Source organism: Ulvibacter sp. 2210JD10-4 (genome assembly GCF_058148525.1).
Window position 1 is genome coordinate 420,919 of sequence record NZ_JBYVJZ010000002.1, and the last position, 15,947, is coordinate 436,865.

Annotated in this window: 15 protein-coding genes; 13 read left to right on the forward strand and 2 right to left on the reverse strand. The window is 35.0% G+C overall.

All coding sequences use genetic code 11. The features are described from left to right. From bamH to ACY2RT_RS07530, 10 genes are all read left to right on the forward strand, one after another. Positions 1-1,629: a BamH family beta-barrel-assembly machinery protein gene (bamH, locus tag ACY2RT_RS07485; RefSeq protein ID WP_490155280.1), complete on the forward strand. Its 1,629-nt coding sequence runs from the start codon at positions 1-3 to the stop codon at positions 1,627-1,629. A 14-nt stretch (positions 1,630-1,643) separates the two neighbouring features. After that, positions 1,644-3,491 carry a glutamine--fructose-6-phosphate transaminase (isomerizing) gene (gene glmS / locus ACY2RT_RS07490; protein ID WP_490155281.1) on the forward strand — a complete coding sequence of 616 codons (1,848 nt, stop codon included), beginning with the start codon at positions 1,644-1,646 and terminating at the stop codon, positions 3,489-3,491. Between the two features lie 187 nt (positions 3,492-3,678). Beyond that, on the forward strand, positions 3,679-5,184 hold the full coding sequence (gene atpD, locus ACY2RT_RS07495; RefSeq protein WP_490155282.1) for a F0F1 ATP synthase subunit beta: 1,506 nt from the start codon (positions 3,679-3,681) through the stop codon (positions 5,182-5,184). An 81-nt stretch (positions 5,185-5,265) separates the two neighbouring features. Continuing rightward, positions 5,266-5,544 (forward strand): F0F1 ATP synthase subunit delta/epsilon, encoded by a 279-nt coding sequence (locus tag ACY2RT_RS07500; protein ID WP_490155283.1) that lies wholly within the window; start codon positions 5,266-5,268, stop codon positions 5,542-5,544. A 185-nt stretch (positions 5,545-5,729) separates the two neighbouring features. Continuing rightward, positions 5,730-8,108 (forward strand): TonB-dependent receptor, encoded by a 2,379-nt coding sequence (locus ACY2RT_RS07505; protein WP_490155284.1) that lies wholly within the window; start codon positions 5,730-5,732, stop codon positions 8,106-8,108. A gap of 4 nt (positions 8,109-8,112) precedes the next feature. Beyond that, the gene (locus ACY2RT_RS07510) at positions 8,113-8,955 is read left to right on the forward strand and encodes a DUF4249 domain-containing protein (protein WP_490155285.1); all 843 of its coding nucleotides are present in this window, start codon (positions 8,113-8,115) and stop codon (positions 8,953-8,955) included. Between the two features lie 152 nt (positions 8,956-9,107). After that, complete coding sequence (locus ACY2RT_RS07515) at positions 9,108-9,593, forward strand: RNA polymerase sigma factor (protein ID WP_490155286.1); 486 nt, start codon at positions 9,108-9,110, stop codon at positions 9,591-9,593. 1 nt (position 9,594) lies between these two features. Further along, positions 9,595-10,122: a hypothetical protein gene (locus ACY2RT_RS07520; RefSeq protein WP_490155287.1), complete on the forward strand. Its 528-nt coding sequence runs from the start codon at positions 9,595-9,597 to the stop codon at positions 10,120-10,122. After that, on the forward strand, positions 10,100-11,191 hold the full coding sequence (locus tag ACY2RT_RS07525) for a hypothetical protein (protein WP_490155288.1): 1,092 nt from the start codon (positions 10,100-10,102) through the stop codon (positions 11,189-11,191). Before ACY2RT_RS07520 ends, ACY2RT_RS07525 begins: the two co-directional genes overlap by 23 nt. Positions 11,192-11,224: 33 nt before the next feature. After that, complete coding sequence (locus ACY2RT_RS07530) at positions 11,225-11,890, forward strand: hypothetical protein (protein WP_490155289.1); 666 nt, start codon at positions 11,225-11,227, stop codon at positions 11,888-11,890. Positions 11,891-11,907: 17 nt separating this feature from the next. On the opposite strand, the gene ACY2RT_RS07535 is transcribed toward ACY2RT_RS07530, so the two are convergent. Continuing rightward, positions 11,908-12,432 carry a GNAT family N-acetyltransferase gene (locus tag ACY2RT_RS07535; RefSeq protein WP_490155290.1) on the reverse strand — a complete coding sequence of 175 codons (525 nt, stop codon included), beginning with the start codon at positions 12,430-12,432 and terminating at the stop codon, positions 11,908-11,910. Between the two features lie 37 nt (positions 12,433-12,469). On the opposite strand from ACY2RT_RS07535, the gene ACY2RT_RS07540 reads away from it, so the two are divergent. Genes ACY2RT_RS07540 through bioA form a run of 3 tightly spaced genes read left to right on the forward strand, consistent with a single transcriptional unit; the run spans position 12,470 to position 15,481 of the window. Further along, a complete protein-coding gene (locus ACY2RT_RS07540) occupies positions 12,470-13,615 on the forward strand; it encodes an aminotransferase class I/II-fold pyridoxal phosphate-dependent enzyme (protein WP_490155291.1) in 1,146 nt (381 codons plus the stop codon). After that, complete coding sequence (bioD, locus tag ACY2RT_RS07545) at positions 13,612-14,238, forward strand: dethiobiotin synthase (RefSeq protein ID WP_490155292.1); 627 nt, start codon at positions 13,612-13,614, stop codon at positions 14,236-14,238. Before ACY2RT_RS07540 ends, bioD begins: the two co-directional genes overlap by 4 nt. Next, positions 14,216-15,481, forward strand: a complete 1,266-nt coding sequence (gene bioA, locus ACY2RT_RS07550) for an adenosylmethionine--8-amino-7-oxononanoate transaminase (RefSeq protein ID WP_490155293.1) — start codon at positions 14,216-14,218, stop codon at positions 15,479-15,481. The genes bioD and bioA overlap by 23 nt, the downstream gene beginning before the upstream one ends. Here bioA and ACY2RT_RS07555 read toward each other — a convergent pair. Beyond that, a complete protein-coding gene (locus tag ACY2RT_RS07555; RefSeq protein WP_490155294.1) occupies positions 15,467-15,907 on the reverse strand; it encodes a cytochrome c oxidase assembly factor Coa1 family protein in 441 nt (146 codons plus the stop codon). The genes bioA and ACY2RT_RS07555 overlap by 15 nt on opposite strands. Between the last annotated feature and the right edge of the window lie 40 nt (positions 15,908-15,947).

The window sequence follows — 15,947 nt, forward strand, 5'->3', positions numbered from 1 at the left end:
ATGAAGATCACGAATACATTGCCAAAGCTAATGGCAATATTTATATTTATAGTAGCCTTAGCTTCCTGTGAAGAGGATTTTGAACCTTTGGTCTCAAATATTGGAGTACAAAACTTTGATTCGGACCTGTACACCAGCAATAAACTTGCAGCTTATAGCAAAAAATTGTCCCCTGTACAGACCAATGCCTTACCTTATTATCAATTAGGAGTTTATAATGACCCTGTTTATGGAAAGTCTACAGTAAACTTACTATCGCAGGTTATAATGGATGATCCGGACCCTGATTTTGGAGATAGTACAGAACTTAAAAGTGTATTTCTATACATTCCTTTCTTTGCCGAAGGGACTACTACAGGAGATGAGACAACATATACTCTAGATTCTATTTTTGGTTCTCAACCAATAAATATAAAGATTTCCGAGTCAAATTATTTCTTGAGAGATTTAGATCCAAATGAAAATTTTGAAGAACTTCAAAAATACTATGCAAATCAAAAACAACTCTTTGAAGAGAATTTAATCGATAATGGCTCAGGGAACAGAAATCTTTTAACAACAATTATTGAAGATTTCACCCCAAGTTCAGAAGAGATAATTGTTGCCGAGGACGATGATACAACTGATGATGTAGATGAAGAAGTTAAATTATCACCAGGCTTAAGAGTTGAGCTGCCGGTAGACTTTTTTAAAGAAAAAATTATAGATAAGGAAGGGACTCCCGAACTATTAAATAACAATAATTTCAAAGAATACTTTAGAGGCATATATTTTGAAACAACATCAGATACCGATGATGGGACTCTTTTTGGTTTTGATGTGGCCGAAGCGAATATTACTCTTAATTACACACGCGTTGTAACTACTACAAGTGATGATACCACAACTTCTGAAACAATAGATGAAACTTTTATATTATCTTTAGGAGGCGTAAGTGTGAATGTTTTTGAGAATGAATTAGATTCAACCATAGAAGCAGCAATACAAAACCCCGATGTTGAGAATGGAGAGGAATCATTGTATGTAAGAGGGGGAGACGGAATTATAACTGTTGTAGACCTTTTTAAAGATGTTGATGAAAAAGCAGTACTGGATGGAGTATTGGTTGATGGTGAAAATGGAATCCCTGATGAATTGGATTCTTTGAGAATTCAAAACTGGCTTATTAATGAAGCGAATCTAATATTTTATGTAGATCAAAGCAAAATTACCGGAGGATCTTCTGAACCGGATCGTTTGGTGATTTTCGATATAAATAATGGAAGGCTGTTATTAGATTATACTTTTGACACCAGTTCATCTGCAGAACCTATTGATGCGAAAACAGAACATTTGGGAAGACTGGATAGGGGAAGTGATGAGAACGGAGATTTTTATAAGATTAGGGTTACTAATCATATAAGTAATCTTATTAGAAAAGATTCAACAAATGTGTCTTTAGGTCTTATGGTTTCTCAAAATGTATTAGTTACAGATTTTCAAGATCTAGAAGACGCGCAATCTCCGGGAATTGAAAGAGTTCCCGCAGCAAGTATTATTTCTCCGGAAGGGACCATATTATTTGGAAATAATACTACAGATCAAGATAAAAAATTAAAGCTCCAAATCTATTATACTAAACCTAATTAAAATCTCATGATGCTATGTGTGGAATTGTTGGTTACATTGGTAAAAGAGAAGCATACCCTATTATTCTTAATGGTTTAAAACGATTAGAATATAGAGGATATGATAGTGCTGGTATTGCATTATATGATGGTGCTAATATTCAACTCTGTAAAACAAAAGGAAAAGTATCGGACCTTGAAAGTAAGGTCAATGGATCCATATCATTAAATGGCAGTCTGGGAATTGGGCATACCCGTTGGGCAACACACGGTGTTCCAAATGATATTAATTCACATCCACATTATTCGCAAAGTGGAGATTTGGTAATCATTCACAATGGGATTATCGAAAACTATGCTTCCATTAAAAAGGAATTGATAAAAAGGGGGTATAAATTCATTACCGACACTGATACCGAAGTATTGGTAAACCTTATTGAAGATATTAAAAAGAATGAAAATGTAAAACTTGGAAAAGCTGTTCAAATAGCTTTAAACCAAGTAGTAGGAGCTTATGCAATTGCTCTTTTCGATAGAAATAAACCCGATGAAATTGTGGTTGCAAAATTAGGAAGCCCATTGGCCATAGGTATAGGTGATGATGAGTTTTTTGTGGCTAGCGATGCTTCACCTTTTATAGAATTTACCAATAATGCTATTTATCTAGAAGACGAAGAGATGGCGATTATCCGCCGCGGACGAGATGTAAAAGTTCGCAAGATAAAAGATGATACCCTGGTAGCTCCTTATGTACATGAATTGCAACTTAATTTAGAACAAATTGAAAAAGGAGGTTTTGATCACTTTATGTTAAAGGAGATTTACGAACAACCTTCGGTGATAAAAGACACATATCGTGGCCGGTTGCTTGCAGATAAAGGAATTATAAAGCTTGGTGGACTCGAAGATTATATTGAAAAATTCACTAATGCAGACCGGATCATTATTGTTGCCTGTGGGACTTCCTGGCATGCAGGATTGGTAGCCGAATATATTTTTGAAGATTGGGCGAGAATTCCGGTTGAGGTGGAATATGCTTCAGAATTCAGATATAGAAACCCTATCATTACTGAAAAAGATGTCGTAATTGCAATTTCTCAAAGTGGAGAAACAGCAGATACATTGGCTGCTATTAAATTGGCTAAAGAAAAAGGCGCATTTGTTTACGGTATTTGTAATGTAGTAGGCTCTACGATCTCTCGTGAGACACATAGTGGCACCTATACACACGCAGGCCCCGAAATAGGTGTAGCATCTACAAAGGCGTTTACTACACAGATTACTGTGCTTACTATGATCGCTTTGAAATTAGCTAAAATTAAAGGGACCATTTCTCATAGAGATTTTATGTTACACTTACGTGAGTTGGAAATGATACCAACCAAGGTTGGGGAAACTTTAGAAAGTGACGAACACATTAAGGAAATTGCTGAAATTTTTAAAACTGCGAAGAACTTTTTATACTTAGGAAGAGGGTATAACTTCCCTGTAGCATTAGAAGGTGCATTAAAACTTAAAGAAATATCCTATATCCATGCAGAAGGATATCCTGCGGCCGAAATGAAACATGGCCCTATCGCTCTTATTGACGAGCACATGCCTGTAGTCGTAATTGCTGTAAATAGTAATCATTATGAAAAGGTTGTAAGCAATATTCAGGAAATCAAGTCCCGTGCAGGAAAGATTATTGCTGTTGTTACAGAAGGAGACACTACAGTAAGAGAACTGGCAGATTATGTTATGGAAGTACCTCAAACACCGGAAGCCTTAACACCTCTTGTAACTACTATTCCGTTACAGTTGCTTTCATATTATATTGCTGTAATGTTGGGGAGAAATGTTGACCAGCCCCGTAACTTGGCTAAGTCTGTTACGGTAGAATAATCAAAGGGATCAACAATTTTTTACTAACAACCTTAACAGGAATCTAAGCTTATCACCAGCTTCAATGATTGCTACAAAAAATTCGGCATTTCCATTGCAATATTCTAAGAGAAAAAACTATCTTTGCACCGTTGAAAAACGGGGTGCTTTTATCACTCTTAGATAACTAAAAAATAAACAGTTACTCATGTCACAAGTTACAGGAAAAGTTGCACAAATTATTGGCCCGGTAGTAGATGTTTCGTTTGAAAGCGGAGCAGAACTTCCAAAGATTTATGATTCATTAGAAGTAAATAATAATGGAAATTTATTAATTCTAGAAGTACAATCTCACATTGGTGAAAATACGGTACGTACTATCTCTATGGACTCTACCGATGGTTTAAGCCGGGGAGAAGATGCTGTTACTACGGGTGCTCCTATTCAAATGCCAATTGGTGAGGATGTATACGGACGCCTTTTTAATGTAATTGGAGATGCAATTGACGGTATAGGGAACTTACCTAAATCAGGAAAAGACGGATTGCCAATTCACCGTGAAGCTCCAAAATTTGAAGACCTGTCTACTTCTACAGAAGTTTTATTTACAGGTATTAAGGTAATCGATTTGATCGAGCCTTATGCAAAGGGTGGTAAAATTGGATTATTTGGTGGAGCCGGGGTTGGTAAAACAGTATTGATTCAGGAGTTAATCAACAATATTGCAAAAGGACATGGTGGATTATCTGTATTTGCAGGAGTAGGAGAACGTACTCGTGAAGGAAACGATTTGCTTCGTGAAATGCTGGAATCAGGAATTATCAAGTATGGTGATGATTTCTTACATTCTATGGAAGCAGGTGGATGGGATCTTTCTAAGGTCGATAAAAAAGCCATGAAAGAATCTAAAGCTACTTTTGTGTTTGGACAGATGAATGAACCTCCCGGAGCACGTGCACGTGTGGCCCTTTCTGGATTAACAATTGCTGAGTATTTCCGTGATGGAGCAGGTGATGGTCAAGGGAAAGATGTATTGTTCTTCGTAGATAATATTTTCCGTTTTACACAAGCAGGTTCCGAGGTTTCGGCTCTATTAGGCCGTATGCCTTCTGCAGTAGGTTATCAACCAACTCTTGCTACAGAGATGGGTACCATGCAGGAACGTATTACTTCAACAAAGAGAGGTTCTATTACGTCTGTGCAAGCAGTATATGTGCCTGCGGATGACCTTACAGATCCTGCACCGGCAACAACGTTTGCCCACTTAGATGCAACAACAGTATTATCTCGTAAAATTGCTGAGTTAGGAATTTATCCTGCAGTAGATCCATTGGATTCTACTTCTCGTATTTTAACAGCAGATATTTTAGGAAATGAGCACTATGATTGTGCACAACGTGTAAAAGAATTATTGCAACGCTATAAAGAATTACAGGATATTATTGCCATTTTGGGAATGGAAGAATTATCTGAAGAAGATAAAATGGCAGTAGGACGTGCACGTCGTGTACAACGTTTCTTATCACAACCTTTCCACGTAGCAGAACAATTTACAGGAATTCCAGGAGTATTGGTAGATATTAAAGAAACTATCAAGGGATTCAATATGATCATGGATGGTGAGTTAGATCATTTACCTGAAGCTGCTTTTAACTTAAAAGGGACTATCGAAGAAGCGATTGAAGCCGGAGAGAAAATGTTAGCTGAAGCATAAAAATAATAGTAAACAGTGTGAACAGTAACAGTTGACAAAAAAACTGATACTAAACATTGAATACTGAATACTGAAAAACCTATGTATTTAGAAATTGTAACCCCTGAAGCATCTATAGTATCCGGTGAAGTAGAATCAGTGACTGTACCGGGAGTAGAAGGCCCTTTCCAGATGTTGAATAATCACGCCGCTATTGTTTCTTTACTAGATGCCGGTAAAGTAAAATTTAAAGGAAATCCTACTATTACAGAAGGTTTCGAAAATAAATTTACCAAAGAAGATACTGGTAAATGGGTATTGGAAATTAATGGTGGTACGGTCGAAATGAACGACAATAAAATAATTGTATTAGCAGATTAAGTACTAGACTTTAAAATAAATATATAAACTCCAAGTTCTTAAAAGAGCTTGGAGTTTTTTATTTTATAAATTCCTTGCTGCGTCTAAATGAAAAGAAAAAACCATTTTTTAATGAATCCATGCAACCCTTATACTTTTTATACTGTCTTTAGCAATATACAATCAAAAAAAACGTACAAATCAATATGACAAAAAACATTTTAATAGGCACCTTGCTTTTATTTTGCACACAAATGCTAGCGCAGGAAAAATATAGTATTAGCGGGTATGTAAAAGATCAAGTAAATGGAGAAACCGTTCTTGGCGCAACGGTTTACTTAAAAGGGACAACCATTGGTTCTATAACAAACGAATATGGCTTCTTTTCGATAACTGCTCCAAAAGGCACTTACGAATTAACGATTTCTTATGTAGGGTATCAGGAAGTAACCAATACAATTACACTAGATGCCAATCAAAGTATGAACTTTGAAATTATGGAAGCTTCTACAACACTTAAGGAGGTTTTAATTATTGCTGAAGAACCGGAACGAACCAATATAAGAACTCCACAAATGGGTGTATTTAAGTTGAAAGCGGCAACTATAAAACAAATGCCGGCTGTTCTTGGAGAAGTAGATCTTATAAAGTCAATACAAATGCTTCCGGGAGTGACAAATAATGGAGAAGGAACAGCTGGCTTTAACGTAAGAGGTGGAGCTGCAGATCAGAATTTAGTATTGCTCGATGAAGCAATTATTTATAATACTTCTCACTTTTTTGGCTTCTTTTCGGTATTTAATCAAGATGCTATTAAGGACATTAAATTGTATAAGGGGGATATGCCTGCTAATTTTGGAGGAAGAGTTTCTTCGGTTTTAGACGTACGTCAAAAAGACGGTAATAGTAAAAACTTTGGCCTTACAGGAGGTATAGGAATTATTTCCAGCAGAGTTGCTGCAGAAGGACCTTTGTTTGGTGATAAAGGATCCTTCCTTGTTGCTGGAAGAGCATCTTATGCACACCTATTAACAAAGGGGATTAAGGACTTAAAAGATGACAAAGTTTCGTTTTATGACCTTAACCTTAAGACGAATTATGAGATTAATAAAAACAATCGAGTATACCTTTCGGGTTATTTTGGAAGAGATATTTTCAATATAAATAAAATAGTAAAGAATAACTACGGTAATGCTTCGGGAAATCTACGATGGAATCATGTATTTAACGATAGGCTTTTTTCAAACTTGTCTTTGATATATAGTAAGTATGATTACCAATTAATTTTAGAGTTTATAAAATTGGATTGGAATGCAGATATCAAAAATTATAATTTAAAGTATGATTTAGGATACTATGTTAATGAAAATTTAAAAATAGACTTTGGAGTAAACGGAATTTTATACCGCCTTAATCCTGGAGAAGTTAGGCCCACAGAAGATAACTCTGCAATCAACTATTTAAAGCTTGATCAAAAAAGAGCTTTTGAAGGAGGGGCCTATGCAAGTGTAGAACATAAATTAACACCAAAACTTACAGCCAGATATGGATTACGGTATAGCACATTTTCAAGACTTGGAGGCCAGAATATGGTAAACTACGTTAACGATCAACCGGTAGTATATAACAGCGAATTAGGTATTTATGAAGAAGGAATTGCCGAAAGTGAAACAACTTTTAAGAAAGGAGAAACAATCAAAAATTTTGGAAACCTGGAACCTCGTTTTGGGCTATCATATCAGTTAAATCAGTCGTCTTCGGTTAAAGCAAGTTATACCAGAGCATCGCAATATCTACATTTGTTGTCCAATACTTCTTCGGTAACTCCATTAGATGTTTGGGCGCCTAGCGGAAAATATATAAAACCGCAATTGTCAAATCAATATTCAGTTGGGTATTACAAAAACTTTAAGGACGATATGTATTCTATAGAAGTAGAATCTTATTACAAGACAGTAGATAATAGAATAGATTATGTAGATGGCTCAGATATTATAGGAACTAATACTATTGAAACAGAAATATTAAAGGGTGAAGCGAGAGCCTATGGTTTAGAGTTTTTGCTAAGAAAAAATAAAGGAAAATTTACAGGCTGGTTTGCTTATACACTTTCAAAGTCTGAGCAACGTGCATTAGGTGGTAATGCCGGAGGTCCTGGAATTAATAATGGGAATTGGTACAATACACCATATGACCGTACCCATGATTTCTCGGCGACAGGAGTTTATAAGTTGACCGATAAATGGAACTTAAGTGCAAATCTGGTATTCCAAACTGGAAGGCCAGTGACCTATCCCAATGGACAGTATGAGTATGAAGGGTTATCAATAGCAAGTTTTTCTGATAGAAATGCAGATAGACTTCCTGCATATCACAGATTAGATATTTCGGCAACGTATAAGCCTAATAACAAACCCGATAGAAAGTGGAAGGGAGAGTGGGTTTTTGGTATTTACAATGTATATAATCGTAGAAATGCAGCTTCCATTTCTTTTAATCAAAATCCTGATAATGGGCAAAATGAAGCAACAAGAACAGCGATTTTTGGTATTATACCTTCTATAACCTATAATTTTAAATTTTAATACTATGAAACTTTATATAAAACTAGCAATATTAACCTTTGGTATTTTATTATCAGGCTGTGAAGATCCTATCTCGGTAGATTTGAATGATGCACCTCCAAGATTGGTAATTGAAGCTTCTCTAGATTTGCAGAAAGGAACACAAGGGAACAATCAAACAATACAATTAAGTCTTTCCACTCCTTTCTTTAGTAATGATACAGATGCATTTGTTACCGGTGCTTCGGTTGTTGTAACCAATATAGATACAAATGAAGTATTTTCCTTTGTAGATCAAAACGACGGCAGTTATACTACATCAGTGTTTAACCCAATTATAAATAATAACTACGAGCTGGAAGTTATCTACAATGGTGAGGTGTATATGGCTTCAGAGAAACTGATGTCTGTTTCAGAAATCAAAAGAGTAGAGCAATCTTTTGAAGGTGGTTTTGATGAAGAAGTATTGGATGTAAGTATCTTTTTTGACGATCCTGAAGATGAAGAAAACTATTACTTTGTTAGATTAGTAGAAGAAGGTAATTTTCCAACTCTGGAAGCTTTCAAGGATGAATTTATAAATGGCAATGAAATTGATGTATTCTTCGAAAATGATGAAGATGAAGATGATCCAAATGCAGAATTTAACCCCGGGGATACTGTAGATATTTTTTTGTACGGTATTTCAAAACAATATTACAACTACCTAAACATACTTATAGAACAATATGATAGTGGCGGAGACCCTTTTAGTCCAACACCGGCCAGAATCAAAGGTAATTGCATAAATACTACAAATACAGATAATTATGCGTTTGGATATTTTAGAGTTTCCGAGTTTGACACGGTATCTTACACCTTTGAATGATTTCAACACAAATTTTAGGAGCCGTGCAACCCTTCTTTTTTTTAATTGTCTTTTAAAATAGATAAAGATGCAACAGCAAAATTAGAATCTTATATACTCGGGTGGATAACGCTATACTTTATAGACATAAAGAGCTTATAGAAAAATGCAAAATGGGAGATCGTAAGATGCAGTACACGCTGTATTCTCTTTACGTTGATGCCATGTACAATGTAAGTATTCGGATTGTAAAAGTAAAGGAAGATGCAGAAGATGTAGTTCAAGATAGCTTTATAAGTGCCTTTAAAAATTTAGATTCTTTTAAATATGAAAGCACTTTTGGTTCCTGGCTTAAGCGCATAGTGATTAATAAGAGTATTAATTATTTAAAAATTAAAAAAATCCCTCTGGTTGCATTAGATGAAGAAAATTGGGGAATCGAACCCGAACCCGAAGAAATCAATGATGCACAATTGGACGTTGATAAAATAAAGAAGGGGATACAAGCATTGCCGGAAGGTTATAAAACCATAATCAATCTATACTTAATTGAAGGGTATGATCATGTTGAAATCGGAGAAATACTGGAAATAAGTGTTTCTACATCAAAATCGCAATACCATCGAGCAAAAAAGAAATTAGTAGAATTAATAGCGTAGTATGAAAAAGAAGTTAGAAGAATATGTAGCCCAAAACAGGAAAGCATTTGATGAGTTCCAGATAGACAAGGAACGTCTGTGGGATCGTATTGAAAAGGAACTACCAAAAAGCCAGACAAAAGTTATTCCACTTTGGAAAAGAAGTGGTTGGCAGGTTGCGGCCAGTATTGTATTGATAGTAGGGAGCGGCTTGTTTTTTGCAAATAGAATGAATGATTCATTTACAAATCAAGAGTTACTGGAAGTAGATAATTATTACGGTACTTTGATAAACCAACAAGTAACATTAATTAAAAACAATCCAAATCTTACTGAAGAAGAACGAACAGATTTCTTATTACTGATAGACGACCTGGATGCTGAGTATGCTAAGCTAAAACTAGAATTGAAAGAAGGAATTAATGATAAAAAGATCATGCAGGCAATCATTAATAACTATAGAAAGAAAATACAATTGATGGAAAATCTTTTGAACAAAACGTATCCGTCTAAAAAAGAAGAAGAAGATGAAAAAGCGTATATTTTATAGAAAAACTTTACTGTTATTTGCGTTGCTTACTGCCTTTATAACAATGGCACAAGAAACTGTAAGTAAACAAATAAAGGAATCGTATCCTTTTACTCAAAATGGAAGCGTGTCTATAACCAATAAATATGGAGATGTAACTATCTACGGGTGGGATAAAAATGAGGTTGAGATTACAATTGAAATCGATTCGCAAGGAAAAGATGAAGAAATAGCTAAAGATTTACTAGACAGGATTCAACCCAATATAAAGGCTTCAAAAAACAGGATTTCCATAACTTCTATTATCAATAAAAAAGAAGAAGGGATGTTTCGTAAATTTTTAAATAAGATAAGTGCTACTGTTGGGTCTAAAGCAAATTCTCAAATTGATTATACCATTTATGTACCGCAAAATATCGAAATAGAAGTGGTTAATAAATATGGAGACATAAGAGTTTCAGATTGGGATGGTTATCTTATAGCAAATGTAGAGCATGGTGATGTAAGACTTTCTCATGAGATCAAAGAATCAAATATTTCGATTAAGTATGGCACACTAAAAGCATTTAATCTGCAAAAAACGACCATTAGTGCCTATGATGCTACCTTGAACATTAACAATGCATCACAATTAAAATTGATGTCAAACGGATCTGACATTACACTAGACCAAATGGAAACAATTCAATTGGATTCCAATAAAGACGAAATTGAAATAGCTAGTGTTAAGCACTTGGACGGAGAAAGCAAATACGGGACTATAATTGTCAAACAACTCTCAGAAAAAATAAATATTGACCTAGATCTAACCGAACTTAGAATAGCCGGGTTCTCAACTCCTACGCCGGCAGTAAGAATAAATCAAGAAAACTCTGAAGTGTATGTAAATATTTCGAATACCTCGTTTAAGTTTAATGCAAACCTGGAACAGGGTGTGCTTAGATTACCTAAGACTATGCGGAATATTCAATCCGACTTATTAGATAAGAAAAATATGGTACGAAGCATAAATGCTAATTATGGAAATCAAACCGGACACATTTTTTCAGTTATAGGCGTAAAGGGAGTTATTATTCTTAAGGAGCTATGACATTATTTTTTACTGAATTTAATTATATGACCAATGAAAAAAATTAATACAATACTGTTTATACTGCTGGCATGTAGTACTCTTGTTGCACAAACAAATGAAACTGATACTTATGTAGAATTTGATGACCGTAATAATGTAGTTCATGGTTTTTATGTGGGCTTTAGCGCTCAATATGGTAGAATTAAAAAAAAGGGGACTTTCTCTGGTAATATAAAAATGGCCTATGTTGCAAATCAAAAATTAGAAATTGGATTTGGATTTACGGGGTTATATAGGGAGATGGATAATACAAGCCCAAATATATTTAGGGGTGAAAAAATCGCTCTTATAGGAGGATATGGAGGCTTTCATATAGAGCCAATTTTATTTGGAAAGAAGTTTATAAGTGTTTCCTTTCCTGTTCTTATAGGTGGTGGAGGGGTAGCCTATACAGATGCGGATAGAATAAAAGATGAAACTGCCGAATTTGAAGAAGATGATTTTGACGGTTTTTTTGTAGTGGAACCTGGGATAAATTTGTTGTATAATTTTACACGCTATACACAATTGGAAACAGGAATTCGTTATCGCTTTACAAGTGATTATGAGTTGCTGCCTTTTGATAAGGATAATCTTAACGGGTTCTCAGTTGTGGTTGGCCTTAAGATTGGAGTATTTAATTTAGGAAGGAAAAAACCGGTAAAGGATAAATTTTAATAGCGTTAAATAGCTTTCTAAGACAAATAGATCAATTCCCAATCTCTCCCACTTGCTTTGTAGTTTGAAAGTGTTTTAAATCCAATAGCGTAATGCGCATCAAGGGAACGGACATTTGTTGTATCTACTTCGGTAATGATCGTTGAAAATTCCGGGATAACAGCTTCTTTCATTGTTTCGTATAATTTTCTGAAGATACCTTGCTTTCTATAGGCTTTATCAATACAAACCTGCCCCATTACTATATATTTTTCAGAAAAAACCTTATTGATCTCAGAAAACATTAGTTTTAATACTTCAATTTCATTTCCAAATTTGGGATGCATGCACAAAGCATAACCAACAACCTTTTCGCGGTCTTTTGCAACAATGTGCGAACAGGCATTGTTCATTCGGTTTAGGATATCAAAATCATGATGTACTGTTACAAATCCTTCGTTTTGTTTTTCTAATGAAGAGATTGCTTGCGGGAGATTGGCTTGCTGAAGCAATAAAATTTGTTGTAATTCTTTTGAGGTCGATGCTGTTTTATAGGTAATCATTAGCAAAGGTTTACTTAAAGATACTTAAATTTGGAACGTGAGTCAATTACCCAAAAAACTTCAGAAAAAAATAGAGGACCGTATAGCAAATAATGCTTTGCGGGTTTTGGATAATTTTGGCGAATTGGTAGATTTTTCTTCTAATGATTATTTGGGGTTTAGTACTTCAGAAACCATTTTTAACAGAGCTTCAAAGATCTTAAAAGAGAACAACTTACAACAAAACGGAGCTACAGGCTCAAGGTTACTTTCGGGAAATTACAAACTTTACAAAGAAACAGAAAGTCTTATTGCAGTTATTCATAAATGTGAAACGGCATTAATTTTCAATAGTGGCTATGCTGCCAATAGCGGGTTTTTTAGTAGTGTTCCACAGCGCGGAGATGTGATTTTCTATGATGAATTGATCCATGCGTCCATTCGAGATGGAATATTAATGAGCAATGCAAAGGCATATAAGTTCAGACATAACGATATAGAAGATTTAAAGATAGTTGTTGAGCGAAGTCAAAGCAACCAGGAAGTATATATTGTCACCGAGTCTGTTTTTTCAATGGATGGAGATATCCCGGATATAAAATCACTGGCTAACTATTGTTCAGAAAATAACTATCACTTAATCGTAGATGAAGCACATGCATTAGGTGTTATAGGTATGGGAAAAGGAATTGTACAGGAATTAAGCTTGGAGAATAAGGTTTTTGCACGTGTTGTTACATTTGGAAAAGCTTTGGGATGCCATGGAGCTGCAATTTTGGGAAGTAATGATTTAAAGGAGTATTTAATCAATTTTTGCAGAAGTTTTATATATACCACAGCACTACCTCCACATTCTGTGGCAACTATAAAAACTACTTATGAATTGTTGACCATTCGGGATGGCGAGGAAGAAATACAAAAACTTAATAGAAATATTGCGATATTACGATTATATATTGAAAAACATGAATTAAAACACTTTTTTATTGAAAGCGGTTCGGCAATTCATTGTTGTCTCGTACCGGGGAATGATCGTGTGAAAAGTATTTCAGAAAAGATTAGAAAAGAAGGGTTTAATGTAAAGCCTATTCTTTCGCCAACAGTTTTAAAAGGGCAGGAACGTTTGCGACTTTGCATTCATAGCTTTAATACTGAAAAAGAGATTAAAACAATTGTAGAACTATTAGCTATATTCATTAAATGACGGACACCTATTTCATAACAGGTATTGATACCGATGTTGGTAAGACAATTGTTTCGGCAATAATTACAGAAGCCTTGGAAGCAGATTATTGGAAGCCTATACAAGCCGGTGAACTTGACAATAGCGATACTCATAAAGTAAAAAGATTGATTTCAAATTCAAAAACAAAGTTTCATCCAAGCATGTTCAATTTAGAGACTCCAATGAGTCCGCATGGAGCAGCAGAAATAGATGGTATTCATATTGAAGTTAAAAACATTAAACGGCCAAGTACAAAGAATAACCTTGTAATAGAAGGTGCCGGAGGCCTCTTAGTGCCTTTGAATAATAAAGAAACGGTAATAGATCTCATTAAGCCCACAGATAAAGTAATTGTTGTGTCGCGTCATGTGCTGGGGAGTATCAATCATTCGTTATTGACGATTGAAGCCTTAAAGAATAGAAAACTTAATATCTTCGGTTGTATTTTTAATGGAGATGAACACCCGTCCACGGAGACTATTATTTCAAAGATGACCGGAATACCAATTTTAGGACGCATAGATATTGAACTTTATTTTGATAAGAATGTGATTAGAGAATATGCCGAAAAATTTAAAAATGAACTTACAGGAAAGAGATAAAAAACATATCTGGCACCCACTTACGCAACATCAGACCGCCACAGCGCCAATAGGTATTGTAAAAGCTAAAGATGCTTTGCTATGGGATGAAGATGGGAATGAATATATAGACGGGATAGCTTCTTGGTATACAGCCATGTATGGGCATTGTAATGATTATATTATTTCTTGTGCTTCTGAACAGATGAAGGAATTGGACCAGATAGTTTTTACAGGTTTTACACATAAGCCTGCTATAGAACTTTCCGAAAAATTAATGAAGATTCTACCTTCAAACCAACAAAAGATATTTTTCAATGACAATGGCTCCACTGCAGTAGAAGCAGGAATTAAAATGGCATTACAGTACCATTTTAACAGAGGAGAAAAACGAGATACCTTATTGGCTTTTGAAGATGGATTCCATGGCGATACATTTGGAGCAATGAGTGTTTCAGGACTTTCTGTGTATAATGGCCCGTTTGAAGATTTCTTTCTAAAGGTTGAAAGAATTCCCGTTCCGCAAAAAGATAATTTGGCGGAGGTGCTTATAAAATTGAAGCAAATTAGTAATGAAAACAAATGTGCCGCATTTGTGTATGAACCTTTGGTGCAAGGTGCTGCCGGAATGAAATTTCATGATGCCGGGGGATTAGAAGAGATTCTGAAACTCTGTCAGCAAAACAATATTCTTTGTATAGCAGATGAAATAATGACCGGTTTTGGAAAAACCGGAAAACATTTTGCATCATCGTATTTAGAAACACAACCCGATATCATTTGTTTAAGCAAAGCATTAACTGCCGGTATGGTGGCTATGAGTATTACAAGTTGTACACAAGCAGTATTTGATGCCTTTTTGGATGATGAAATTGGGAAAGGATTTTTTCACGCACATACCTATAGTGCTAACCCTATAGCATGTGCAACTGCCATTGCCGGAATTGAGTTACTGACTTCAGAAGAAATTCAAAATGATATTTCTCGTATCGCCATCGCACACCAATCATTTATAAAGAAAATAGCTAATCATTCTAAAGTTAATTCTGTTAGGTCTTTAGGAGTAATTTTTGCATTAGACTTAAATATTGAAATGGAGCGTTATGGTGACCTTCGCGATCAACTGTTTCAATTTTTTATGAAGCAAGGTGTTTTTTTACGTCCTTTAGGGAATACCATTTATATGATTCCTCCTTATGTAATTACAGATAAACAACTGAAAAAAATACATACAACTATTGAGAAAAGTTTATCGATTCTCTAATGTATTTTCAATAATAAGTAACGGAATGGTTTCACCGGTATCTTCAAGGGTTACTTCTAGTGTTTGATATTCCCACACTTCTGTATACTTGTCTGCAACTACAGTGATTAAAGCTTTTCCCTTAGGGCCTTTAATAGGTATTTCAAGATTAGTATGGCCTTCACCGCCAGAGTAATTAATCCCTCCGTTTATCATCCCATAAGTTTCAATGGGTTCTCCTAAAGCATCAATTACAATTTCATTGTTTTGAGCCTTTAAAACAGCTTCTTTATAAGGCTCCGAATCTTTAAACATGGATGTAACCCCCACAAATAATGTTCCTGCAAAGACTATGAAAAGGATGATAATTAATAGACAACCACCTGAAGGAACTACCCATTTCCAGTTTCTGCCAAACCAACTTCTATGATCTGAATTTTCTTCCATATAATTTTGAATTAGGGTGTTTACAAAAACTAGAACCCTT

Bases quoted from the DNA above. Each gene is read 5' to 3' on its own strand.
- ACY2RT_RS07505 (WP_490155284.1), top strand. From the start codon at position 5,730: ATGACAAAAAACATTTTAATAGGCACCTTGCTTTTATTTTGCACACAA.
- ACY2RT_RS07530 (WP_490155289.1), top strand. From the start codon at position 11,225: ATGAAAAAAATTAATACAATACTGTTTATACTGCTGGCATGTAGTACT.
- ACY2RT_RS07555 (WP_490155294.1), bottom strand. From the start codon at position 15,907: ATGGAAGAAAATTCAGATCATAGAAGTTGGTTTGGCAGAAACTGGAAA.
- bamH (WP_490155280.1), top strand. From the start codon at position 1: ATGAAGATCACGAATACATTGCCAAAGCTAATGGCAATATTTATATTT.
- ACY2RT_RS07510 (WP_490155285.1), top strand. From the start codon at position 8,113: ATGAAACTTTATATAAAACTAGCAATATTAACCTTTGGTATTTTATTA.
- ACY2RT_RS07515 (WP_490155286.1), top strand. From the start codon at position 9,108: ATGGGAGATCGTAAGATGCAGTACACGCTGTATTCTCTTTACGTTGAT.
- ACY2RT_RS07535 (WP_490155290.1), bottom strand. From the start codon at position 12,432: ATGATTACCTATAAAACAGCATCGACCTCAAAAGAATTACAACAAATT.
- ACY2RT_RS07520 (WP_490155287.1), top strand. From the start codon at position 9,595: ATGAAAAAGAAGTTAGAAGAATATGTAGCCCAAAACAGGAAAGCATTT.
- bioD (WP_490155292.1), top strand. From the start codon at position 13,612: ATGACGGACACCTATTTCATAACAGGTATTGATACCGATGTTGGTAAG.
- bioA (WP_490155293.1), top strand. From the start codon at position 14,216: ATGAACTTACAGGAAAGAGATAAAAAACATATCTGGCACCCACTTACG.
- glmS (WP_490155281.1), top strand. From the start codon at position 1,644: ATGTGTGGAATTGTTGGTTACATTGGTAAAAGAGAAGCATACCCTATT.
- ACY2RT_RS07500 (WP_490155283.1), top strand. From the start codon at position 5,266: ATGTATTTAGAAATTGTAACCCCTGAAGCATCTATAGTATCCGGTGAA.
- ACY2RT_RS07525 (WP_490155288.1), top strand. From the start codon at position 10,100: ATGAAAAAGCGTATATTTTATAGAAAAACTTTACTGTTATTTGCGTTG.
- atpD (WP_490155282.1), top strand. From the start codon at position 3,679: ATGTCACAAGTTACAGGAAAAGTTGCACAAATTATTGGCCCGGTAGTA.